The following is a 24,837-nucleotide window of genomic DNA, read 5'->3' as shown; positions in this document are numbered from 1 at the left end:
AAATATGGGAGTTAAAAGTAAACATTTTAAAAAAAAACATGGAATAAAACAAAGAAAATGTTTCTATTCTGCTATTTTAAATTAAACACTTCTTATTATCAGGAATAATTTTAAAATAAAAAATATAAAGAATTTCATCCTTTATCATACTTACAGCTCCATAAAAAAATCGTCAAAACCACCTTCAGGAATTACTATAAAATTGTTTCGAACCCTTGGCTACTTTATCTCTTTCTATGAGATGTTCCTAGAAAAACTGTTGTGCCGAAGCATTAAGTTGTTTTCATTAGCCAAAATATCCGGAGAAAATAAATTTGAGAGGACACCCATCCATCAATAAAATTGGGTGAACCATTTAAAACAAGCCTGTAGAAAAACTCAAGAAAAAAGTATTAGGAAATAGGAGAATCTAAAGAATGCTGTCTTTGCATCCAAAGAATTAAAACTCGATGTTGGTGTCTTTATAATTTAATGGAAGAATGCGGAAATCTCGAACTAGTAAATGAATAACTCCTCCGTTAGAAGATTGAGACAAACGTGGCGTATAAGCAAGTTCTAAAGGCTTATTCCAATTAGCTTTGAGAGCATCTATCCTATCCCCCAATCCGAAAGCAATACCTTCTAAATTCCTTTCTCCACGACTGAGATAAAGCTTGAGATGGTTCCCCGGCAATAACTTTGGATAACGCACCTGATGCACTACAGTATAAAATACTGGGACGGGGTTACCTTTCCCAAAAGGCTCAAAAAGATCTATAGAAGATAATAAATCATGGTCTATCTCGTCAAAATCAGCTCGAGCATCGAGAGGCAAAGTAAGAACCGCCTTATCCTTTTTTAACGATGAGTTCACAAGATGAATGAACTTCTTTCTAAAAACTTCTATTTGATCTTCATTAATGATGATCCCCGCAGCAAAATCATGCCCTCCATAAGATACAAACAAAGACGCACATTTCTGTAATATACCAAGAAGAGGAAAAGAACCTATAGTCCTCAATGATCCTTTCCCTATACCTCCTTGATTAGAAATAATAGCCACAGGTTTATTATAAGCTTTAGCTAGACGTGCAGAAATGATCGGAATAACCCTTGAGTGCCAATCTTGAGAGGATAATACAATAGCAGCCTGCTTAACTATCTCGGGTTTATTTTTTAAGATTTTTTGTACATCATGGAAAACATCAGCTTCTATCTTCTGCCGTTCTCTATTTATCTTATCAAGGTACTGGATTATCTCATCGGCGGCTTCTGGATCTTCGGTAAGTAAAAGTTCAACACCCTTGGAAGCATCAGAAAGCCTACCCAAGCTGTTCAATTTTGGAGCTATTTTCAAAACAATATCAGTTGAGGTAACTTCTGAAGGCTTTACTCCAGCAAGAAGACATAATTTATGAAGACCTAATCGCGAACTATTAGCTATCTCTTTAATGCCATGGCGTACCATAGTACGATTTTCTCCTAAAAGAGTCCCCACATCAGTCACTGTCCCTAAAGTCACTAAATCCAACAGATGTTTAATATCTATTTTTAATTTCGGGTTTTTTTTCTTTAATGCATTAAGGACACCGCGCGCGAGCTTAAACGCGACGCCTACACCTGTTAATTCTTTATTGGGATAGGCACGATCTCTTAATTTAGGGTTTAATGTTGCTATGCAATGAGGAATTTTACCCGTGGGCATATGATGATCTGTTATAATCACATCAATCCCCTGCTTATTGATATCGCTGACTTCTTTTCCCGCGGTGATCCCACAATCTACTGTAATCAGTAATGAGACATTCTCCTCTTTCATTCTAGCAATCAGTGAGGAGGGTTCTCCGTGGTGTTTTAGTAGAGCTCCCAAAAAGCAGTAGCTGACTTTCATATCTATAGATCTTAAAAACTCTACGAGAAGAGCAACCCCTGTCATTCCATCAACATCACTATCACCATAAATCATGACATGCTCATTGCGTTCTTTAGCAAGAAGCAAACGCTCTATAGCCTTGGACATATCAAGCAAGAGTTCTGGATCATGAAGATTATCTAGATGTACATAAAGAAAATCCCGGACTTCATTCACAGTTTGAAATCCTCGAGAAATAAAGATCTGTGCGGCTATCGGATGAAGATGCAATTCCTTTATAACTGTAGAAAGCAATGCAGGATCCTGCTTAGGGTATACCCAGTTAGGACTGGGTACAGAAGAATTATCTTTACTTGCCATAGATTTTCGCGCCGTAAACTCTTTAAAAATCTACTTTTCTAAAGAGAGTTTTCTCATCCTTCTGTACCAAAACAGGCAATAACTTTTAGCTATGCCTGCTTCTTTCCTCTTTACGAACCATGAATAGAAGAAGAGGTGGTGCTATGTATAGAGATGATAGTGTACCCAAGAGAATACCTATTGTCATGATGAAAGCAAAGTTAAAGATTGACCCGCCACCAACAAACAGTAAAATTAATAATACTGATAGTGTTGTCGCTGTGGTCATTACTGTTCTTCCTAAAGTTTTTTGCAGTGCGTCGTTAATTAGAATCGGCATTGGAGTAAATAATTTTTCCTGACGATCTTCACGAATACGATCGAATATGATTAGAGTATTATTTAATGAATACCCTAAAACTGTCATCAAAGCGCCAACTGCTTGTAAATCAATCTGTATCTTTTGTAAAAAGAAATGTGTAGCTACTAATACCGCACAAGTAGCAACAAGATCATGAACCAGTGCACAGATAGCACTGAATGCGTAACGCCATTCGAAACGCAAGCTTACGTAAAGTAAGATGATGCATAAGGCCCCAATCAATGCTATAAAAGCTTGCCGACGCATCTTGCTAGAGAATTGACCACTAACTTTAAGCCAGAAATTCTGTGTATCTCTAAAATTATCAGAAGATACATCTATTCCCGTATCAGAGAGTATGCTCATGACTATCGATAAATTAGGATCAAGAGTTTCGGATACTTGTTTCTCAGGAGTTTGTACTCGAGTTAACGCATTCTGACTGAAGTATATTTTGATCTTCTCGGAAGAATCAAAAGTCTTAATTTTAAAATCCCTAGGAGACAAGCCTACTTGCTTGAATTTATCCCCTAATTTATTGCGAAATTGAGCAAGATCTACAGTATCCTGGTCCGACATATTCAAGGTGAAAGCATAGCCACCCTTAAAATCCATGCCCAAAACAGAATTCCATGCTCCGAAACATAAAGCAATACATCCTAAAACAATAACACTTCCTGATACCACCCAAAGTCTTTTACACTCTTTCAAAAAATCATGTTTAATACCGATGAATTTATTCATCATATGCAACTGAGTTTCTTGAGTCTTACTCATCCATACCATGAAGAAAAATTTCGTCATGAATAAAGCAGTAAACATCGAAGAGAAAATTCCAAGAATTAAAGTAAGAGCAAATCCCTTAATTGGCCCCGTATCTAAAACCAGAAGGAGTAGCGAAGCTAACACTGTGGTCAGATTAGAATCAAAAATAGCGCTAAAAGCTTTTTTATACCCAGCTTCTACAGATTGAGCAAGACTTCGAGATAATAAATACTCCTCGCGAATTCTCTCGAATACAAGTACATTAGCATCCACAGCCATTCCCATAGCCAGTACAATTCCTGCTAACCCTGTAAGAGTTAATGGAGCATCAAGATACTGTAGAGCTGCCCAAATTAATAGAAGATTTAGAATCACAGCTCCTGAAGCAATAACACCACCGAATTTGTAATAGACACTCATCAAAATTATCAAGACAGCGAGGCCTAAACATATAGAAATGATCCCTTGTGTACGTTGTTGTTTGCCTAATTCAGGAGAAATAACTTCTTCGCTCAAAACTTCAGGAACAAATGACATAGATCCTGATTTTAAATCAGTAGCCAAGCGATTTACTTCGCGATGAGAAAATTTCCCAGAAACACTAGCGTGATCTTTTAAAGGAGCGTTTAATACAGGATCACTGATCACATAGCCATCAAGAACTACAGCCATTCTCCAGCCTCTTCCAGAAGAATATTGGCTATTAGTTGTTCCACTTACTCCTTCCTGACAATAAGCAGCGGTCCAGGCATGAAAACTTTCTGTCGGGGAAATATCATGAACTCTTTGAGCTATTGCAGTATCTTTTACTGAGAAGTTTAAGATATAGCCTTCCCCCACAGCAAATTCCGGACGGATATTTTTTAAAGAAGCTCCATCTAAAGCATAGTTACGGAAAACAATCATCAAAGGATTTGCTTTGCCTTCAACATCTTTTTCAATAGCGATCATTGAATACGTTGTGTCTAAGTGAGAGGAGGAAATCTCTTCATCAACTTCAGGGAAAGCTAGACCTTCTTGTTGTAATTTTGTGATTGCTTCTTTAACACTAGTAGGCAAATGAATTTCTTGATCATTAAAGATGCGACTTGCCAACCTATTAATAGCTTCCGGAGATGTGGTCTCTTGATTTTGTGCTGTGAACCACAGATAATCTAAAAACCTTTGTACTTCATAACGCAATGTAGAATAATGAGAAAATTTCTCATTCACTACATGAAAAGTCATTTGAGAAGTCCCTAAAATCTCTTCAGAAGAAATTTTAGTGGATCCAGGAACACATAGATGTACGTTATCTCCTTCTCTGCGTATCTCGACTTCTGCAACACCCAATTTATTTAAACGAGCATAAAGTTCATCGGAAACTTTAAGGATTCCTTCCTTATCCGTTAATTGCTTTCCTTGATGATCTTTAAAAGCTAAGCGAATCTGTTTTCCTCCGACAAAATCAATCCCCAAGCGTAAAACACTGTCTCCACGAGAGTATTTTCGCAAATTGAGTTTGAGATTTTCAATAAAAGCACTCCGATGAGGCACGGCAGCGCGTATACGCTGTTGATTATCCATAGAACAACTGGATTGCTGGTATTGTTCATGCCAACGCACCCACTCTTCTTGACGATGCTTTTCAATGCGGTTCAACGTTTCTAAACGATCTCGTATATCGCGAACTTCAAGACTAGCAGTTTCACCTTCGTTAGTAACAACAAAGTCCTCGCTCCAAACATCAAAAAATCTCTGTAGAGGATCTCTGACTTCTAAAACTTCATCTTCTCCGATACTCCATGGAGCTACATCTGTGTGAGCAAAACAATTATATAAATTTTGTAGATCCTTATCGAAAATCTTAGCATCTTCTACTTTGCTTTTCTCATATTTCGCTGCAATGGAGCGTAATCCTTTCAAAACTACATAAACAGATCCTTTAGAAAAGTGAGAACAACTCTTCTCTGGGGAGAAAATAAAACAACCAAACGTATCGCTTTCTTTGGGCAAACGACAATGTATAGGAAAATTCTCTCGTATAAGATCGCATGATGTTGCTGGAGGTCTATTCAATGCCAACGTAGCTAGATGTTCAACCATTCCCTGATAGATACGCTGCCCGTGCAAAATAATTTTTCCACTGGCATCTTTATCACTTAGATTAAATGAAAATCCTTGAGAAGATTCTTGAATAGGTTTTTGGAATTTATGTGCCAGTCTTTGTTTTTCTTTAGCCAGCCATGAATCAAAATCCAGACGTTGTTCTACGGATAATTCTTCACGTTTAGTAAGCACATGGGGATCGAGATAGAACACTATTTTTCTTTCCTTAGAGAGAAATTCTACCGAAGAAAAGAATGGAGATACTGCACTACAGTCTAAAGAATTATCTACAATACGTGTAGAAGTTTTTTTCCATCTTTGAGACCTCGTTTTTAAATTATGATATACATCTCGAAAAATAGACTGCTGCTGCTGGGGAAGATCAGAGTCTGTAGATAAACTTTCTAACCGTGATAAAAATGAGGAGTAATCTTTTTCTGAAGAGAAGAAGTAATTAAGTAGAGCCGGCGTTCTTGATTTAGGAAGAATTTCCAAACCCAATGAAAGGTTGTTAGCTAATTGGACTACTCTATCCTTAGATGCTGTATTCCAAATCGAGGTGTAACCGCAGGAACATGAACCAGCGGGGGCTAGAGCAATCAAAGATGAAACAACATTCAAGGTTTCTTTCCCTGATTCAGCATCCTCTCTATTATACGGGACAAAAGAAAAATCATTTTCTGTTAATGCGGTAGTCAAAGATCCAGTGACTTGGACAATACTATTCTCTTTTCTTTCGTATCCTAGGACATACAAGCGTGACGATTTTATGGGGACCGTAGGTTCACCATAAACCATATTTTCAAGAAAAACATAAGCATCCGCATTATCTTTGAAATGAACATTCACTACCCCTGGGATGCTGGGGTGCTGTGTAATATGTCCTCGTAATTTTAATGCGGAAAGAACTGAAGAAACTCTAGGAATAATATCACTACGCACTTCTGAAACTTGATTCGTTAATCTACGAACAATCTGTTGTGCCTCTTTCTCATCAACTTTCTTATTTAATGGTCGAGAGTAATAAAGACATGTGGGCAACACATAGTACAGAGCCAATCCAAAAACAAAAACAATTATACTTAAATTGCGTCCAAATCTCTGTTTCATTGTGTGGCTCTTTTAAATTAGCGAATATTTTGAATAGAAATACTAATGAACTAAAATACCAATTGAAAATAAAATCGTCAAATGGAGACCTGTTTAGGAATTTAAACGAGTAATTGATTGCGAAATTGTCAATGTGATCCTAAAGCCGTAATCTATAAGTTAGGATCATCTATTTTAATTATTATTTTCTAAATCTAGATTTATAAAAAATCCATCTACTCCTGAGAAGTTATTTTCGTCCAGATTAAATCACATGACACCAAGAAGAACTAGACGGCACGAAATCAGAGAAACATAAGCTCTCTCTAGTCGGAAACATGACATTTGTATTCACAGATCTTAGGGGAGCAACACTATCTGGATCAACAAGAGCCACGGTTATTGGAATTTTTGACTTATTTTCTGGAAGGACGACTTCGGTTGCTAAAAATTCTACGGCTTGAAGAAAAGCTGTTTTAGAAAGAATTTTTGCAGAATGTAGAGCTGTATTATCTAATCCTTTTATAACTCCCAAGGGAGAAACTAAAAGACAGATTCCCTCTTTATTTACAAAACGAGAAATCGACACCCTTTCGATTGCTGATTTAAAAGCTTCAACATACGCCTCTGTATAAATAGAAAGTAGAGAGGATTCGGTTTGCGCTTCTTCCTGACGTAATCCGGGGATATGCGTATAAAGCACTTCTTGAGGAGCAGGTCCTTGAAAGCGATCAATCCAAGGAGTAGTGACAATTCTGTCTTGAGAATGACTCGTTCTTAATGAGTTTTTAATACACTCTTGCATAGTAGAAGGAATCTGAAAAACTTCTTGATACAAGGTTTCGGTTTCTAACTGTCCGTTTCTAATCGCGTCTAAATCTAATTCCTGAATTAAAATTGTTCCGTTTTTTTTAACCAATCTTTTCTCTAAAATTTTCTTTAGATTCTCCTTAGTCCCCTCGCAGATATGAATGTTCTTATTTACTTGATGACAGTATGCCCCCGGAGATAGTAAACGCCATGTTCGTAATAAAGAGCGATATTCTTCTTCGGTTGCTGAAGAGACTACGTGTTTCCTATAATGTAATTTCGGAATTTCGATACGTGTCCACGCACTTATGTATTGCTGATAGGCAAAGATGCACAAAAGAATTCCAAGAACTAATAATCCAACACAAGGAAGAAAAGTCTGGCACATACTAGCAGCAAGTACACTACAAGAGAATGCCCCTATACCCAATAATGTGAAAAGCCCAGAAATCATTTTTCTGGCTGCATGGCGAGCCGTAGGAATGTAATGAATATTGCCCTTCTCTTTTGTAGACATAAATGCGGGTTTCGGAAGATACCCAAAACACATTCGAGGCAATTTCATTTAAGATACCTTATAAGTTGGAAGTATTAGTCTCATGACTGAAAAACAACTACTTTATAAATGTAACTAAGTATAACAAATCAAAGAAATAAAAAACCTCTAGGATCTTTCAATAAAAAAATTTTTATTACTTTATAATTAAATAATTGAGAATGTCTTTGACATACGTACTTCAGGATGATTGCTCTATGATTGCTTCAGACAAAAATTAAAATAGTATTCAATAATGTATTTAAAGAATGTACCTACCGATGAAATCGATAAAGTAAATCTGTAGTTACACATCAACGTCTATTTGTAATAATTTTTACAACATTACAGAATGTATACCTTAACTTTTATAGGGGCTCACTTGTTCTGTTCATTATTCTCAATTCAAGAATGTCAACTTGTCAAGATATGGTATTTCTTCTACTATGCCTCTCGGAGATCGCATTTTTTTTAACCCTCATTATTGTTTTGCATTCTGAGAAAATTAAAAAGCTCTTTGTCTATTATTTTAGCTTAAGAAGAGGTTCAGCTGTTGTTTTTGAAACCCCGTCATAACACACTGCCACAACTAACGATGTAGATATGTCTCTCACATTAAAACAGGCGAATCAAGCTGATCTATCCACCCAGTCTTTACCGAGACATGTTGCCATTATTATGGACGGCAATCGCCGCTGGTATCAGCAACATCAAGCACAGTGTACTGTCAAGTATTCCTCGGGGCACTACTATGGAGCTAAAGTCCTACCCAATATTATCGAATCTGCTTTTTCTTTGGGTATTGAGGTTCTTACATTATTTGCTTTCTCTACAGAAAATTTTCTAAGATCGACTGAAGAAGTCGAGGAACTTTTTTATCTTTTCTATTCTCAATTGGACGAACAACTCCCTTATCTTATTGAAAATAAGATTCGGTTGCGTTGTATAGGGAATTTATTGGAACTTCCCCTAAACCTACAACAAAAAATTTCTGAAATCGCCTTAAAAACCCGCCACAATCCACATAGAGATCTTGTGCTAGCAATTAATTATGGTGGAAAGGATGAGCTGGTACGTGCATTTAAGAAACTTCATCAGGATTTGATAGAACAAAAAATATCTTCAGACTCAATTTCGGAAGAGATAATTCGTTCGTATTTAGACACTTCGGAAATGCCTGATCCCGATTTATTAATTCGCACCGGTGGCGAAATGCGTGTCAGTAATTTCCTCTTATGGCAAATAGCATATACAGAGCTATATGTAACCGATGTTTTATGGCCGGATTTCAAACCTGATCATCTTTTAGATGCCATTAAAGCTTACCAACACAGATCACGACGAGGAGGCAAATAGCCATGTTGAAACTGAATAAGTTCAAAACTCCTTTCTATGGAGATCTTTTTCAACGAGTTGTTGTACATTCGTTGGTTCTCACTTTCCTAGTACTTCTTCTTTACAGTTCTCTATTTCCTGTGACATCTTTTGCTTTAGGATTTATCACAGCTCTTTGTAGTGCTGTAGGAACCTATGAATATGGAACTATGGCAAAAGTTAAAATGCATTATGCTTTCCGTTTATATAGCGCCATAGGATCTTTCATTTTTGTTTTAACCAGCTTTATTGCAATTCGCTGGCATCATATATTCCCTGAATTTATTTCTACCATCCCCTGGTGTTTCTTATTTATTTGGATAACCATTAACGTCTTTCGATCGAGAAAAAATAAATGCGGTCCCCTAGAGACTTCGGGTATTACTTTATTTTCTATGCTCTATGTGGGCATTCCTGTGCGTCTATTCTTACATATCCTTTATGGATTTATTCATACAGATGAACCGTTTTTAGGTGTTTGGTGGGCATGTTTCCTCATTGCGACAACGAAAGGAGCGGATATTTTCGGTTATTTCTTTGGGAAAGCATTTGGTGAAAAGAAAATCACTCCTGAAATCAGTCCGCATAAAACTATTGTTGGCTTTGTTTCAGGCTGTTTAGGGGCTACTTTAATTAGCGTGGCATTCTTTTTGCAGATTCCCGCAAGATTTTCTAATTATATCACTATGCCGAGTATTTTAATTGCTTTAGGCGTTATTCTGGGAATTAGTGGATTCTTTGGAGATATTATCGAATCTATTTTCAAACGTGATGCTAAAATCAAAAATAGCAACCAACTAAAAGCTGTAGGCGGCACTCTAGACACCTTAGATTCCCTATTACTTTCTACCCCTATTGTGTATATTCTACTTCTGATTACACAAAAATCCATGTTTCTAAGATGATTATTACAATAGACGGCCCCTCAGGAACGGGGAAAAGCACAATAGCGAAAGCTCTTGCTAAAGACTTAAATTTTAACTATTGCAATACAGGCGCGATGTATCGCACTTTAGCCTACACACACCTACAAGAATTTTGGAAAAATCTATCGATCAAAGAACTTATAGATCACCCCCCGTTTTCATTTTCATTTATTTCAGGGCAACCTTTGGAAGCTTTTTTAGATGGGCAACTCTTATCCGCAGAACTAGGAACTCAAGAAGTAGCAAACGCAGCCTCCAAACTTTCTCAACTCCCTGAAGTGCGGTCTTTTATGCATAAGCTCCAAAGAAAATATGCAGAATTAGGTAATTGTGTTTTTGAAGGCAGGGATATGGGATCTAAGGTTTTCCCCGATGCTGATGTGAAAATCTTTCTTACAGCAAATGCCGAAGTAAGAGCTGCACGAAGGCTAAAAGATCTACCAGAGAATTCTCTTTCAAAAGAGGCTTTACATGCTGAACTTGTAAAGCGTGACGAAGCAGATAGCCAACGCGCCCATGATCCTTTAATCATTCCTGAAGGTGCCATCATTTTAGATTCTTCAGATTTGACAATAAGCCAAGTTCTAGAGAAAATTTTAGCTTTAGTTTCCCCAAAATTGCCATGATATTTACAGTTTGTAAATTCCTTACCAGAGTTGCCTTTACCTTACTCTATAGACATAAAGTGTATGGTGTAAAAAAGAATCTTGTTAAAGGAGCCGCTATCATTGCTTCTAATCATAACTCATATTTAGATCCTATAGCTCTAAATTTATCTGTTCGTGGTTGTCTACATCATCTGGCACGCTCTACATTATTCAGCAATCGATTTACAGGATGGTTACATAAAGAATGGGGATCTTATCCCGTTAAAAGAGGCGGGGGCAATTCCGCAGCATTTAAAGCCGCTTTTGAACTCTTTAAAAAGAAGAAAAAGCTTATTATTTATCCCGAAGGAGAGCGTAGCCCGACTGGCGAGTTGCTTCCTGGAAAAGTTGGGATTGGCTTGATAGCTATTAAAGCTCGAGTTCCTGTAGTTCCCGTCTATGTTGGAGGTACTTACGAGATTTTTAATCGTTATCAAAAACTTCCTAAAATTTGGAAAACAGTTACTTGTGTTTTTGGTACACCACTAACTTTTGACGATTTGATTGATAATGACACTCTAAGCTCTAAAGAAACTTATCAAATAGCTACTGATAGAATTATGAATAAAATAGCTGAGCTAAAAACTTGGTATGAAAATGGCTGTATAGGAGAGGTTCCTTAACTACTATGACTCTGCTGTCTTATTTATCTTCTCTATGTCGAGAAGCAACTCTATTAGCATTCCCTCGATTAGAAAATATTTCTCCTGATATCACTCAATCTACAAAAGACCATTTTGGTCACTATCAATGTAATGATGCGATGAAACTCGCTCGTACATTAAAAATGGCTCCCAAAGCTATTGCAGAAGCCATTGTCAGTCATATTCCCAAAGAGATTTTTGCTTCTATAGAAATTGCTGGCGCAGGTTTTATCAATTTTACATTTTCAAAAGAATTTCTGAATAAAAGTCTAAAAACATTTTCTGAGAATTTAGCTTTAGGATTTCGTGTTAAGAATCCCAAAAAAGTTGTTATTGATTTTTCTTCTCCAAATATTGCTAAAGATATGCATGTGGGACACCTACGCTCCACAATTATCGGAGATTGCTTAGCACGTGTTTTTGCTTTTGTAGGCAATGACGTTTTACGCTTGAATCATATAGGTGATTGGGGAACAGCTTTTGGCATGTTAATCACCTACCTTCAAGAAGAAGCTTCCGAAGATATAGAGAACCTCGAAGATCTAACAGTATTATATAAAAAAGCGCATGCACGCTTTGCTGAAGATACAGAATTTAAAAAACGCTCACAAACGAATGTCGTTGCTTTACAAGCTGGAGATCCTGCCGCTTTAAAATTATGGAAACAAATTTGTGATATTTCTGAGAGAGCCTTTCAAAAGATTTACAATGTTTTAGATATTGCTATCGAAAAACGAGGGGAATCTTTTTATAATCCTTTCCTTTCTGAAATTATTCAAGATTTAGAAAGCAAGAATCTCATTACTATTTCTGATAACGCAAAATGTGTTTTCCATGAGGGCTTTTCCATTCCTCTAATGGTACAGAAAAGCGATGGGGGCTATAACTATGCTACTACGGATTTAGCTGCTATGCGCCATCGCGTAAAAAACGACGGTGCTGATAAAATTATCATTGTCACCGATATGGGACAATCTCTACATTTCCAACTTCTTGAAGCTACAGCATTAGCTGCAGGCTATCTACCTAATAAAGAAACCTTCTCCCACGTAGGTTTTGGTCTTGTTCTTGATTCTGAAGGGAAAAAATTCAAAACACGTTCTGGAGAAAATATAAAACTCAAAGAGTTGTTAGATACTGCTATAGATCAAGCAAAAGCCACCTTAAGAGAACACCGTCCAGAAATGTCTGATGAAGAGATTACAGTACGTGCTCCTATTTTAGGTATTAATGCAATTAAATATGCGGATCTTTCTTCTCATCGCGTGAGTGATTATATCTTTTCTTTTGAAAAGATGCTTCGTTTTGAGGGTAACACTGCAATGTTCCTTCTTTATGCTTATGTACGTATTCAAGGAATAAAGCGGCGTTTGGGGATAGAAAACTTAGATTTAAAATCCGCGGCAAGTATTCAAGAACCTTCTGAAGAAGCCTTAGCTTTAGCACTATTGCGTTTCCCAGAAGCCATTGATCTAACTCTAAAAGAGCTCTGCCCGCATTTCCTAACCGACTACTTATATATGCTTACGAACAAGTTCAACGCCTTCTTTAGAGATTGCCACATTGAAGGGTCCTCCCATCAAAAAGAACGTTTGGATCTTTGTGCTCTTGTTGAAAAGACCCTAGCTGCAGGCATGCACCTATTAGGATTACAGACTTTAGATAGATTGTGAATTAAGAAGCTACAGGATCTAAAGATAATAAATGGATTTTTGCTCCTAACGAATTGAGTTTCTCTACCCAATTATAATACCCACGATCTAATAACTGAGTATTTTCTATTAAGGATGGACCTCCATCAGCAATAAGTGCCGCCATAATATAGGCAAACCCTGCTCGCAAATCAGGAATAACAAGATGCGAAGCTCGTAGGGGCGTCACACCATGAATCACAGCACTATGAGGAAAATTTCCTGTAGCATAGCGACAAGCTTTTGAGCTTAAACACTGATAAAACAACTCACAATTGGCTCCCATCTGTTGTAGACCTCGTAAATAGCCTAAGCGATTCTCGTGAACAGTTTCGTGAATTACCGAAGATCCCTCTGCTTGAGAGAGAAGAATAGAAAATGGTTGTTGCCAATCAGTGAGGAATCCAGGATGCACGTCTGTCTCTAAGACGACGCCTCCTTTTAAAGGCTCATTATAGAAAAATTCTATCCCCGTTTCTGTAACTGAAAATCCTCCACCTATGGATCGTAAAGTTTTAAGGAAGGGAATCATCAGATCTTGCTCAGCATTTTCCACCAAAACACGCCCGCCGGTAAGTACTGCTGCCATACCAAATGAAGCTGCTTCTATCTTATCAGGAATTATCCAATGATCGATCTCATAAAAATCATCGCAACCGAAAATTTCTATAGTTCTATCATTATCTGTAGTGATCTCCACACCGGCTTTTTGTAAAAACAAAATAAGATCAAGAATTTCCACTTCTAAAGCGGCATTTTTAATGATCGTTCTTCCCTGAGCACGTACTGAAGCCAAGATTAAATTTTCTGTAGCTCCTACAGAAGGATAAGGAAGAGTAATATAAGCCCCCACAAGACCTTTAGGAGCAGAGGCTTGATATCCATGCCCATCGTAAGCAACTTTTGCTCCAAGCTGCTCTAAACCCTCAAAATGAAAATTCAGAGTCCTCTCTCCAATAGCATCTCCCCCAACACACGGGACAACAACACCTTCGGGACAACGTGCAAGTAAAGCTCCTAATAATAAAATAGGAATACGATTCACCCTAGAAAATTGAGTAGACACCTCAGACATATGAATTTTAGGTGTGTGAATTTCTATGACTTCTGCTTGCTTATCCCAATGAATTATAGACCCTAAAGATTCGCATAGCTCAACTGTCAAACGTACATCACCAATATCAGGAACATTACGCAAAATACATTTGCGATCAGACAATAACGAAGCAACAAGCAACTTAGTTGTAGAGTTTTTCGCTCCAGACACGCGTACTGAACCTTGTAACACACAACCACCAAAGACTTCTGCTGCCGTCATTCTTTGCTCCTCGTCACCATTTTCCAATCATCTTAAAGAAACGTTAACTCTCCGTAGCGTTATTTTCCATGCAAACTTTTCATTTTTTTTAAAAACAAAGGTCTTTTATTCACAACAATTAAAAACTATTAAAAACGAAAGTTGGTTTATTAACTAAATAAAAACTCGAGATATTAATAAATAATTTGTTTTACAATCTAATTAAATTAGAGTTTTTTTATTTAGTTGTTAAATCATGGCTAGTCCTATTAATAATCCATCTACAACGAATGTCACGACTACTACGACATCAACTCCTGTAGTAACGACATCTACATCCTTTGGGGGTCACGTTGTATCTACCACAGGGACTGGAGCTTTAGAAACAACCGCACAAGCTGTTAATACAACAGCAGAACAAGCGGTGGCTCAGGCAGAATCCGATACGGGATCAGTGATTTTTACAACTCAAAGAGATGTAACTACAACAGCTCCGACTACAGGAGGCGCTGCTGCGACAGCTACAGCAGCCAGCCTATTAGGATCTCGTATTCTTGGAACAGGAAGAGCGAGAACCGATAGTACATCAAGTAGTAGTAGCGATAGCAGTGTCTCCGATACTTCAAGAGCATCTTCGGCTCAAGATGCTGGAGCCACAGGAGGAGCAGAAGGTTCCCAAGGACCTTCTGCTGATGTAGATTTGGGAGATCTTGCTGGTCTACGGGGTTCAGAAGCTGCCGATGGTGCTGAAAGAGCTCAGGGTCCTGGTGGCCTACCAAGTATGGCTCTTCCTAAATATGATCCAACAGATAAAGCTTCGATTATCAAATTCCTATCTGAACCATCTGTACAAGCAAAATTACAGACTAAAGCTAACCATATTGTTTTTATGGATGAAGCTAGGGGAAGCTTTATTTTCGTAAGAAATGGTGATTGGAATACAGCGGAGTCTATAGCCGTAACTAATGGAAAGACAAAAGAGCCCATCACAGATGTTAAAGATTTAGAAATGTGTATTGCTAAATTCTGTGTGGGCTATGAATCCATGCAGGCTGATTGGTCAAATAATATTCAACCACGTATTGCAGGACAAACTGGAGAGACAGGAAATTACGATCACCTACTTATGAGCATGAAGTTTAAAACTACTGTGCTCTACGGTCCTTGGAACTCTAAAGAATCTAGCAGTAATTACACACCTTCAGTATGGCGTCGTGGTACCAAGTGTGATTCCGGACCTATCTGGGGTGATGTTGGTGGTTTGAAAGGAATTAACTGGAATAATTTCACTAAACCAGACGAGGGCACAGCATTCTCAAGAGAAACAGCGACAACTGTTCAACCTCAACCTGGTCCTTACGCTCAACCTGTTATCAATGTTAACTTAGGGGGCATTAGTACTAGCGTAAACGTTACTGGCGGGACTACTACTACCACCGTCAGCTCCTCAACTACCCCTACCGACACTTCTGGAGACGGCGGTCGCGTTACTCATGATCAAGATGCAGGAGCTACAGATTTTGACGATATAGAAACACAAAGTACTAGCACTCAAGATGATGCAGAATTGCACTTTGAAAGTGACGGCGAAGGCGAGGATAGCTTAGCTCCCCTACCTCCTGGCCCTCCTCCACCTCCTGGACCACCACCTGCAGCTCAAGGTGGTGTCAATATCACAGGAATGCCAACAGCTACTTTACAGCAAGTATTGACCAATGCCCGTCAGCATTTAGATACTGTCTATGATCAAAATGGTGTGCATCATCAAGGAAACCAAGACCTAGGTACTGTTGTTAGAACATCAGAAAATGGCACATACACACCTACAGTATTGTTAAATAGCAATCAAGGTGATGGTGGACGTGGGGTACAAAGAAGAGATTCTAATAATGACGATGATGGCAATGAATTAGGTAATATCTTAAGTCATGTCCGTCAGCATTTAGATGTTGTTTATCCTGGAGGCGGTAGAGGAGAGCCTATTCCTGTAAATCAGAATCTCGGAGACGTAATTAAAGCTGTTGAATCAGGAAACACACCAAAGCCTACCCAGCCTGAAGGAGTGTTTTTTGCAAGACGTATCAACATTGGTGGTGATAGCTCAACGACAACGCAAGGAACAGGAGGAAATGACGGTGTATTCTTTGCAAGAAGAGTTAACCTTGATGACAATGGAAATATAGTCGGGGATAATTCAAGAACTTCTTCTGGATCACCAGCAAGTAACTTAATGGGTGCTACAAGTGGAGATGGGCCAGGAGGATTAGAACATCTTTTACCACAGTTGCGATCCCATCTAGATGATGCGTTTGATAAACGAGGGAATCTTATTACTCCCCAAAGAACAAACGTAGGACAGCTCATCAAAGCTTTTCAAGCACGTACAGGATCTGGCGGTCTTACTGCACCTATAGCTGCGCAAGCTACAGTAGTTGCTAGTAGTCCTGTGCAACAACAATCTGCAACTGTGACACCTCTCCCTAAAGCACAGACAGCAGAAACAATCCGTACCGGAGGATCCCCTGATCTTCATGGGGCTGCCAGAGGTGTAGCCAGTAGTTTATCCAATCTATTACAGTCCGCGACACCTTCTACAACAAGCACTACGGTAACCTCCCCGGCTCCGGTGCAAGGTACAGCAACCTCCTCACCTGTAGCAGGAACTAGACAAACAGCAGCTCCAGCAACAGGAGGAATCCGTTCGGGAATCCCTCAAGCAGCCGCAAATGTTACAGCAACATTAAACAATGTTGCTAATAAACTCTTACTGTTTGAAAAAGGTACAAGATTACAAGAAGCTCTTGATAGTGCGGATACAGGATCTACACAAGGTCAACAACTATTGAATGCTGCAAGATTGACAACAACACAGTTGTCAAAAACATTATCTAAAGTTACGGGAGCTCCTCCACCTCCACCTCAAAGGCGCTCCTAAGCAAAACTCTTAAGGCTTTTCTAATATTAGGAAAGCCTTAGGCCATATTATGATAAACCTCGTCAGCATCATCGATTTGTTCTAACCATTCGATTAGAGCAAGATTTGCCTCCCCATCTTTTTCATCACAATCTACGAGACGCAAAGGAACATAGATAAGCTTTTCTTCGGAACACGTGACACCTAATGCAACTAATTTTTCCTTCACAGAAGCTAGCTCTATGGGATCGCAAAGTACAATAAAATGCTCGTCATCATCACTATCGAGATCTTCAGCTCCCACATCAATCACATGAGATAATAGAGTAGCCTCATCTATAGAACTCTTAGGAACATAGCAGGCTCCCTTACGAGCAAAGTTATAAAGAACACTACCAGGTTCCACGAGGGACCCTCCACGCTTATTCACAGCAATGCGCATATCAGAAGCAGTACGATTTTTATTATCCGTCATGGCCTCAACAATAATCCCGACTCCCCCATGGCCATAAAGCTCATAGGTAACATCTTCGAAATTTTTCTGATCCGCTGAGGAAGCTTTCTTCAGGTTTCTTTCGATATTTTCATTGGGAATATTTTGATCTTTGGCTTTTTGTATGACTACGCGTAAACGTGCGTTTGTTTTGGGATCAGGACCTCCCATCTTCACAGCAGCCATTAATTCTTTAATCGTCCGGGAAAAGATCTTTCCCCTTTTATGATCCGCTCTTTCTTTACGGTATTTTGTATTCGCCCACTTACTGTGTCCTGCCATATTTCCTACCTAATCTTGTTTTATATCCTTGCAACAATACATAAATATTCGCCTTTTCCCAAGCTACAGCACTCTCATATAGCGGAAAACGTTTCTCGCATTCTTTAAATTTTTTCCCATGGAAAATTGTTCTCCCCGATGGAGAATATTCACGAGGAACTACGCTATGAACCATTTCATGATAAATAATATATTCCATAAAAAATAATGGAATATCTTCACGATCTAATGAACGGTGTATGCGTATTAGTTGTTCTTCTTCATGATAAGATCCTAAAACAACTCTTTGTGCCTTTCCCGAACGTTCTCGACCAAACCATCCGATCTTTAAATTCAAAGAACCCTCAAACAATCTCAAATTGAGGTCTTGATATATCTTGTTTAGATTATACACTTTTCCAGGAGTATAATCGATAGGAATAGAGGATCTTAAACGAACAGGACTGTAGACCCTTGGTAGATTCATGGAAGAAGACTTGGTAATAAGAAGCGATCGAGAAAGTTTTTTAAGGACCTTACGGATTTTCTGAAATGCCATACAACACTAGGACTTACAAAATAGATTTTAGTACAAACATCTAAAGATCTTTTTCCATAGTAATTTTGGCAAGATATCCTATCTCATCTTTATAAAAACGCCGTTGTCTTCCCACTTCAACAAAACCAAAACGTTTATACAACTCTATAGCAGGATTTTCCTCGTAGACCTCCAAATAGAGAATCTCCAAATGAAAACGACTTTTAGCTAAATGACATAGATTATTTAACAATGCTGTTCCAATACCCTTATTCCGATAAGGCTCTCCAACAATAATAGAAATTAATGAATGGTGGGATACTTTAATATAGGGATTTAAAATAAGAGTGGCCACCCCAGCAACTTCTCCTTCATACACAGCTGTTAAACTACTGTGATATCGATAAAATCCTACCCAAAAATTTACGCTGTCACGAATTTCTGCTTCGGTTTTTAAAGGAAATCCTCGAAGAATCTTAGGATCATTTAACCATTGCTGCATATACACGCCATCGCTAGGAAGTGTATAACGTATTTCTAATCCAGGAACTCCTGTATCTTTGTTCTCTGTCATGAGACTTCTCCATACTCTGCTAAATACGCTTTGACGAAATCATCTAGCAATTCTCCATCCATCATAGCCTGAACATTACCTGTCTCATGTCCTGTACGCACATCCTTGACCAAAGTATAAGGCTGGAAAACATAATTACGAATTTGTGAACCCCAAGCAATTTCTTTTTTATTTTTTCTATCAAGAAGTTGCTTTTCTAACCGTTCTTGGAGAATCTGTTGATACATTCTTGCGCGCAACATCTTCATACAACTTTCACGATTCTGAATTTGGCTACGCTCACTTTGACAAGAAACAATAATTCCTGTGGGAATATGAGTAATTCTCACAGCAGAGTCAGTAACATTGACATGCTGTCCTCCCGCTCCCGAAGACCGATACGTATCAATACGCAAATCATTTGGACGGATATCAATTTCTATCTCATCATCAATTTCAGGATACACATCTACGGAAGCAAAGCTCGTATGACGTTTCGCGTTGCTATCAAAGGGAGAGATACGCACTAATCTATGCACACCACGCTCTGCCTTAGCATAACCATAAGCATAGTCTCCTGAAAACTTTACAGTAATATGCTTAATCCCAGCAACATCCCCTTCTTGACGATCTATAACTTCGACTTTCCATTGATGTTGGGATGCCCAACGAGAATACATCCTAAAAAGCATTTCCACCCAATCACAAGATTCTGTGCCTCCAGCACCCGCATTGACCGTTAAAAAACAGGGGTTTTTATCAACCTCTCCAGAAAGCAAACGTTGCGTTTCCCACTCTGAAAGAATATTTTCACAAATAGAAAACTCTTTTTCCAAATCTTCACGAAGTTCGGGATCTGAAGAAGCTTCACTATCATTTAAGAAAAAAGTCAGATTATCAACCTTACTTTTGAATTCTTCATAATCGGAAATTTGTCGTTTTAACGATGCGACCCGTTCAGAAATTTTTCCCGCACTAGCGACATCTTGCCAGAAGTCCTCTTTCAAAGTTTGATCTTCTAATTTAGCTAACTCTTGTCTCTTACCCTCAAGGTCAAAGAGACCTCCCGGCTAAAGCCAAGCCAGCTACCAGGCATTCTAACCGTTTATCCAAATTCTCGTGCATACATGACTCTTAAAAAGACTTAATATTAGGATTCTAGAAAAGCAAAAAGAATAAAGTCAACGTGTCCTATTTTTGCAAACTTTTATAGAGATTCTCTCCTTATTTCTTCTCATTCTTTATCTCACCAAAACTCCCTCCAGATTGCCACTTAAAGCCTTAATAAAGAGTAAGTGAGGAACGAATTCTGTTTTTTTGTTTTGACGAGAAACCTTCTTGAAAGATAAAAAAGTTGCGATGAAGAGCTTGTGTCTCTTCGTACCACCTTTACTAGGAGTAACCGATGAGTCAAAAAAACAAAAACTCTGCTTTTATGAACCCTGTCAATATTACCCCCGATTTAGCAGCTATCGTTGGCAAGGGACCAATGCCCCGCACTGAAATTGTCAAAAAAGTATGGGACTATATTAAAAAAAACAACCTTCAAGACCCTAAGAATAAAAGAAATATCCTCCCCGATGAAGCCCTAGCTCAAGTCTTTGGTTCTAAGAACCCCATCGATATGTTTCAAATGACAAAAGTTCTTTCCGCTCATATCGTAAAATAAAATTAAGAGTTGGCTCTTTTTCAGGATCCTCGTCCTGTAGGACGAGGAGAAAATATATTTATAGTGTTATTGTGGTCTTAGCTTCTCTATCTTTAGCTGCTGTAGTTCCTCTTGCTGCCTTTTCGTGGGCAAATTTTATAGAGCCGAACTGGTTGCAAACATCTTTGTTAACATGGAAGCTGCCTAAAAAGTATGCTCACCTTCATGGGTTGCGCATTGCTCAAATCTCTGACCTACATTTTCACAAATTCATTCCCAAAAAATTTCTTAAAAAAGTTTCTTCAAAGATCTCGAGATTCTCTCCGGATATTCTCTTATTTTCTGGCGATTTCCTTTGTCGAGCACAAATAGAAGATCGTTCGCGATTAGAAAGTTTTTTAAATACTTTACATGCGCCTTTAGGAACATTTGCCATTCTTGGAAATCACGATTATCAATCTTATATTTCCCGCAATAGTCAGGGAAAAATAGATGTTATTTCTATGAAAAGTAGCCAACCTTTGAAACGGGCTTTCGTTTCAATAACCCAAGGGCTATTCGGCTCTCGAGGTTATGCATATGCTGATAATCTTGAGAAACAAGAACCTAATAAAGAACTTTTAAAATTATTAAAAAACACACCTATTCGCCTGTTACATAATGAAAGTCACTTAATTGCTGATATGATCAATATCGTCGGTCTAGGAGATCTTTTCGCAAAACAATTTGATCCTGAAAAAGCATTTATTAATTATAATCCTTCCTTGCCTGGTATTATTCTTTCTCATAATCCTGACACAGTGCATCAGTTAGAAGCATACCCCGGAGATATGATATTTTCCGGTCATACACATGGGCCGCAAATTTCTATCCCCTGGCCTAAGTTTGCCAATAGGATTATGAACAAAATCTCTGGATTAGAAAATCCAGATCTAGCGCGGGGTCATTTCCTCTTCGGAGAAGGAAAGAGGCAATTATATGTAAATCGCGGACTTGGAGGATTTAAAAGATTGCGCTTTTGTTCTCCTCCAGAAATTTGTTGTGTACGGTGTGTATATGGATCCTAAATGTTCTTTGATTTTACTTAGTGGGGGTAAAGGGGAACGCTTCGGAGCAAATCAACCTAAACAATATTTACCTTTCCACGGTCAGCCTCTCATTCTACATGCATTAAAAACAGCTCTTCATATCCCTGAAATTACTGAAATTATCATTGTTTGTGATGCGAGCTATCATCATATTTTTGAAGGGTATTCTGTAAAATTCGCTCAATCTGGATCACGTCGTCAAGATTCTGTTTTTTCGGGACTTCAATACGTTACTAATCCCTGGGTATTAGTACATGACGGTGTCCGCCCTTTTATTTATGCTGATGAGGTTAGCGAACTTATTGCCTCAGCTCTATTAACAGGAGCTGCAACATTAGTATCCAATGTCCCCTACACAATCAAACAACGCCATCCTGTAAAAACTTTAGATCGTGACGCCCTCTCCATTGTTCATACACCTCAATGTATAAAGACAGAGATACTATTAGCAGGTCTTGAGTTTGCTAATAAGGAAGGGATTACCCTGGTTGATGATACACAGGCTGCAGAACTTCTAAATGTTCCCGTATCTTTAGTATTTAACAAACATCCTCAGATAAAAATCACTTACCCCGAAGATTTAACCATCGCTCTTGCCTTGCTATGACACGAGTCGTTTTACTCTTAGCCTATCAAGGAACTGCTTATGCCGGTTGGCAAAGACAACCTAATGATCTCTCTATTCAAGAAGTGATAGAAAACTCCCTAGAAAGAATTTTAGGGAAACGTGTCGTTGTAACCTCTTCAGGACGCACTGATTCTGGAGTTCATGCTTTTGGTCAAGTAGCGCATTTTTCACAACCCGACCATCCGCTGTTTTCACAAGTTCGGGGCATAAAAAAAATGCTCAACGCTATTTTACCCAAAGATATTGTTGTTCGTGATGTTGTTCTTGCTGATGACAATTTTCATTCTCGCTTTGCAGCTATCGCTAAAGAATACCACTATTCTCTCACAAGATCTCAGAAACCTCTTCCTTGGGAGCGTCATTTTTCCTATTATCCACGGCATCTTTTAAATGTAGATCTTATGCAAAAAGGAACTAATTACCTATTAGGGACTCATGATTTTGCCTCTTTCGCAAATCATGGAAGAGATTATAGCTCTACGATAAGAACATTATTCAAACTAGAGATTATAGATAAGGAAGAAACAGTAACCATTATTTGCAAAGGGAATGGTTTTTTGTATAAAATGGTAAGGAACATCGTTGGATCTCTTTTAGATATTAGCAAAGGAAAATATCCTCCTGATTATATCCAGGAGATCCTAGAAAAGAAAAATCGTAGACAGGGACCACCAACAGCCCCAAGCTATGCGTTATCTTTGCATCATGTATGTTATCCTAAACCTTATAATTGGTTTTGCAATCCGGAATGTGCGATCAATTCATTGAAAGACGCGAAATAGTGAAAATCTTTCTCACAAAAATCTTCATGACTATCTCGAGATAGGGGCGAAATCGCATTCACGGCAACTAATGTTGCTGGAATCCCTGCAAGAGCGCGCAACCCCTTTATACTATCTTCAAAACCTACAACCTTCTCTCCTTCTTGAACAAACGCTTCATAGGCATGTTGATAACTATCGGGATAAGGTTTGGAACGTTCATAATCTTCACGAGTTACCCAAAATTGAAACCGATTGAGCGTAGGAAGCACCCCTCGAAAATGTCGGACAAGCTCTTCTGAAGAATTTGTAACCACACCTACGGTTTTATTTTCAGCTAATAGCAACCCTAGAAAATCTTCAACACCAGGAAATAAAGAAGGGACCTCAGTTTGTATTAATTCTCTATAGATACGTTCTCGATCGTGAAAACATTGTGGAAAAAAAGATTCTGTATTCGGGTAAATCTCTAAGAATTTCTGTTTGAAAACTTCTCTCCCCAACATTGAAAATAAATAATATGTAGAGAAATCCATAGCAACATCGAGACCATACTCTCTAGATGCTTCTAAAAATGCCCTATAATATAAAGGTTCAGTATCGATAACCAAACCATCTAAATCAAAAAAGAAAACCTGATAATCATTGATATTCATGGCTATCCTAACCCCACCCTATTATATTTTTTCGCTAATTGAATATAGTAAATCTACAACGCAATGAAATAAGCTTTAGAATTTATACTTTATTTCCTTAAAACAACTAAAAACATTAGGTGAGATTCTAGCCTGTGCACAGGATTCTTATTAAGATAAGTTTTGGATTATTTTTATTTCCCTTGCTTTGTAGTTGTACAAATTCTACAGAAACACCGTGTAGGCATATACGTGCAGGGAGAATCACCTCACAACAAGGACATTCTGTCGTTATTTATCCCAAAAAACAGGATCGCTCCTTACCTAACTATTCCTGGCCCACTCCACAACAACGGGTAATCACCGGATATTCGTTTCATTGCCACGGATCCTTAATTTCTATAGAAACGGAGAAAGGCACCCTCTATGATTGTGATGGATTGAACCATAGCCTGTGTAAAATCTTTCCCATTCATTCAAGAATTATTGACATTACACGTTTATTAAATACACTCAATACTATCTCCATAATCGAAGGATTTTGTTGTCATAAACATTTCCGTTTTCTGAAAGCTTCAGGGGAAATGCTATCTACTAAGCATCTTCATGGAAATGCTGCTCTTTTATTCACCGATAAAGAACTTTCTATAGATACTCTGAGTTCCCTCTTACGATCTCTCTACAAAAAGAAACGCATCTATCCGTGTTCTATAGATTTTATAACCTCAGAAAAATCTCTAGGAAATGAGGAGTTTCTCATAACTTTATTACGAAAAGATAAAGGGACCTACCTAGCTATAGAAATGCTCTATGATCTAGAAAAAAATCAGCCTATAGAGACTCCCCCATCTCCCCTATCTTAAGAGATTTCCCTTGCGCTTATTAGAAAAGAACACGTAC

At 38.2% G+C, this 24,837-nt stretch carries 20 protein-coding genes; 11 read left to right on the top strand and 9 right to left on the bottom strand.

All coding sequences use genetic code 11. The features are described from left to right. Positions 1-439 precede the first annotated feature (439 nt). From recJ to H9Q19_RS03335, 3 genes are all read right to left on the bottom strand, one after another. The gene (recJ, locus tag H9Q19_RS03345; RefSeq protein WP_213240289.1) at positions 440-2,212 is read right to left on the bottom strand and encodes a single-stranded-DNA-specific exonuclease RecJ; all 1,773 of its coding nucleotides are present in this window, start codon (positions 2,210-2,212) and stop codon (positions 440-442) included. 85 nt (positions 2,213-2,297) lie between these two features. Continuing rightward, on the bottom strand, positions 2,298-6,515 hold the full coding sequence (secD, locus tag H9Q19_RS03340; RefSeq protein WP_213240287.1) for a protein translocase subunit SecD: 4,218 nt from the start codon (positions 6,513-6,515) through the stop codon (positions 2,298-2,300). Positions 6,516-6,759: 244 nt separating this feature from the next. Continuing rightward, positions 6,760-7,869, bottom strand: coding sequence for a hypothetical protein (locus H9Q19_RS03335; RefSeq protein ID WP_213240285.1), 1,110 nt, complete (start codon positions 7,867-7,869; stop codon positions 6,760-6,762). Positions 7,870-8,442: 573 nt separating this feature from the next. Here H9Q19_RS03335 and H9Q19_RS03330 point away from each other — a divergent pair. Genes H9Q19_RS03330 through argS form a run of 5 tightly spaced genes read left to right on the top strand, consistent with a single transcriptional unit; the run spans position 8,443 to position 13,103 of the window. Continuing rightward, the gene (locus H9Q19_RS03330) at positions 8,443-9,195 is read left to right on the top strand and encodes an isoprenyl transferase (RefSeq protein ID WP_213240283.1); all 753 of its coding nucleotides are present in this window, start codon (positions 8,443-8,445) and stop codon (positions 9,193-9,195) included. Between the two features lie 2 nt (positions 9,196-9,197). Continuing rightward, a complete protein-coding gene (locus H9Q19_RS03325; protein WP_213240281.1) occupies positions 9,198-10,118 on the top strand; it encodes a phosphatidate cytidylyltransferase in 921 nt (306 codons plus the stop codon). After that, positions 10,115-10,765, top strand: a complete 651-nt coding sequence (gene cmk, locus H9Q19_RS03320; protein WP_213240279.1) for a (d)CMP kinase — start codon at positions 10,115-10,117, stop codon at positions 10,763-10,765. Before H9Q19_RS03325 ends, cmk begins: the two co-directional genes overlap by 4 nt. Beyond that, complete coding sequence (locus H9Q19_RS03315; protein WP_213240277.1) at positions 10,762-11,409, top strand: lysophospholipid acyltransferase family protein; 648 nt, start codon at positions 10,762-10,764, stop codon at positions 11,407-11,409. Before cmk ends, H9Q19_RS03315 begins: the two co-directional genes overlap by 4 nt. 5 nt (positions 11,410-11,414) lie before the next feature. Continuing rightward, entirely contained in the window at positions 11,415-13,103 is a 1,689-nt protein-coding gene (gene argS, locus H9Q19_RS03310) for an arginine--tRNA ligase (RefSeq protein WP_213240275.1), read from the top strand. Between the two features lies 1 nt (position 13,104). Here the strand turns inward: argS and murA are convergent, their stop codons facing one another. After that, positions 13,105-14,439, bottom strand: a complete 1,335-nt coding sequence (gene murA, locus H9Q19_RS03305; RefSeq protein ID WP_213240273.1) for a UDP-N-acetylglucosamine 1-carboxyvinyltransferase — start codon at positions 14,437-14,439, stop codon at positions 13,105-13,107. A gap of 235 nt (positions 14,440-14,674) precedes the next feature. Between murA and tarP the strand changes: the two genes are divergently transcribed. Further along, complete coding sequence (gene tarP / locus H9Q19_RS03300) at positions 14,675-17,353, top strand: type III secretion system actin-recruiting effector Tarp (protein WP_213240270.1); 2,679 nt, start codon at positions 14,675-14,677, stop codon at positions 17,351-17,353. Between the two features lie 37 nt (positions 17,354-17,390). Here the strand turns inward: tarP and H9Q19_RS03295 are convergent, their stop codons facing one another. From H9Q19_RS03295 to prfB, 4 genes are all read right to left on the bottom strand, one after another. Continuing rightward, entirely contained in the window at positions 17,391-18,107 is a 717-nt protein-coding gene (locus H9Q19_RS03295) for a YebC/PmpR family DNA-binding transcriptional regulator (RefSeq protein ID WP_213240268.1), read from the bottom strand. After that, a complete protein-coding gene (locus H9Q19_RS03290) occupies positions 18,091-18,645 on the bottom strand; it encodes a hypothetical protein (RefSeq protein WP_213240266.1) in 555 nt (184 codons plus the stop codon). Before H9Q19_RS03290 ends, H9Q19_RS03295 begins: the two co-directional genes overlap by 17 nt. Before the next feature lie 40 nt (positions 18,646-18,685). After that, the gene (locus H9Q19_RS03285) at positions 18,686-19,198 is read right to left on the bottom strand and encodes a GNAT family N-acetyltransferase (RefSeq protein WP_213240264.1); all 513 of its coding nucleotides are present in this window, start codon (positions 19,196-19,198) and stop codon (positions 18,686-18,688) included. After that, positions 19,195-20,302, bottom strand: a protein-coding gene (prfB, locus tag H9Q19_RS03280; RefSeq protein ID WP_213240262.1) for a peptide chain release factor 2 whose coding sequence is annotated in 2 segments (ribosomal slippage) — positions 19,195-20,232 and positions 20,234-20,302 — 1,107 coding nt in all. Because the reading frame shifts where the segments join, the coding sequence is not laid out codon by codon here. The genes H9Q19_RS03285 and prfB overlap by 4 nt, the downstream gene beginning before the upstream one ends. 280 nt (positions 20,303-20,582) lie before the next feature. Here prfB and H9Q19_RS03275 point away from each other — a divergent pair. From H9Q19_RS03275 to truA, 4 genes are all read left to right on the top strand, one after another. Beyond that, positions 20,583-20,846 (top strand): SWIB/MDM2 domain-containing protein, encoded by a 264-nt coding sequence (locus H9Q19_RS03275; RefSeq protein WP_213240260.1) that lies wholly within the window; start codon positions 20,583-20,585, stop codon positions 20,844-20,846. A gap of 71 nt (positions 20,847-20,917) precedes the next feature. Beyond that, positions 20,918-21,892, top strand: coding sequence for a UDP-2,3-diacylglucosamine diphosphatase LpxG (gene lpxG / locus H9Q19_RS03270; RefSeq protein ID WP_213240258.1), 975 nt, complete (start codon positions 20,918-20,920; stop codon positions 21,890-21,892). Then, positions 21,882-22,520: a 2-C-methyl-D-erythritol 4-phosphate cytidylyltransferase gene (ispD, locus tag H9Q19_RS03265; protein ID WP_213240256.1), complete on the top strand. Its 639-nt coding sequence runs from the start codon at positions 21,882-21,884 to the stop codon at positions 22,518-22,520. Before lpxG ends, ispD begins: the two co-directional genes overlap by 11 nt. After that, positions 22,517-23,323, top strand: a complete 807-nt coding sequence (truA, locus tag H9Q19_RS03260) for a tRNA pseudouridine(38-40) synthase TruA (protein WP_213240254.1) — start codon at positions 22,517-22,519, stop codon at positions 23,321-23,323. The genes ispD and truA overlap by 4 nt, the downstream gene beginning before the upstream one ends. Here truA and H9Q19_RS03255 read toward each other — a convergent pair. Further along, entirely contained in the window at positions 23,266-23,958 is a 693-nt protein-coding gene (locus tag H9Q19_RS03255; RefSeq protein ID WP_213240251.1) for an HAD family hydrolase, read from the bottom strand. The genes truA and H9Q19_RS03255 overlap by 58 nt on opposite strands. A 134-nt stretch (positions 23,959-24,092) precedes the next feature. On the opposite strand from H9Q19_RS03255, the gene H9Q19_RS03250 reads away from it, so the two are divergent. After that, positions 24,093-24,800 carry a hypothetical protein gene (locus H9Q19_RS03250; protein ID WP_213240249.1) on the top strand — a complete coding sequence of 236 codons (708 nt, stop codon included), beginning with the start codon at positions 24,093-24,095 and terminating at the stop codon, positions 24,798-24,800. The last annotated feature ends 37 nt before the right edge of the window (positions 24,801-24,837 follow it).

This window comes from Chlamydia crocodili, assembly GCF_018343815.1.
Taxonomy (GTDB): Bacteria; Chlamydiota; Chlamydiia; order Chlamydiales; family Chlamydiaceae; genus Chlamydia; species Chlamydia crocodili.
The sequence above is the reverse complement of the archived record's forward strand: the minus strand, read 5'-3'. Positions and strand labels throughout refer to the sequence as shown.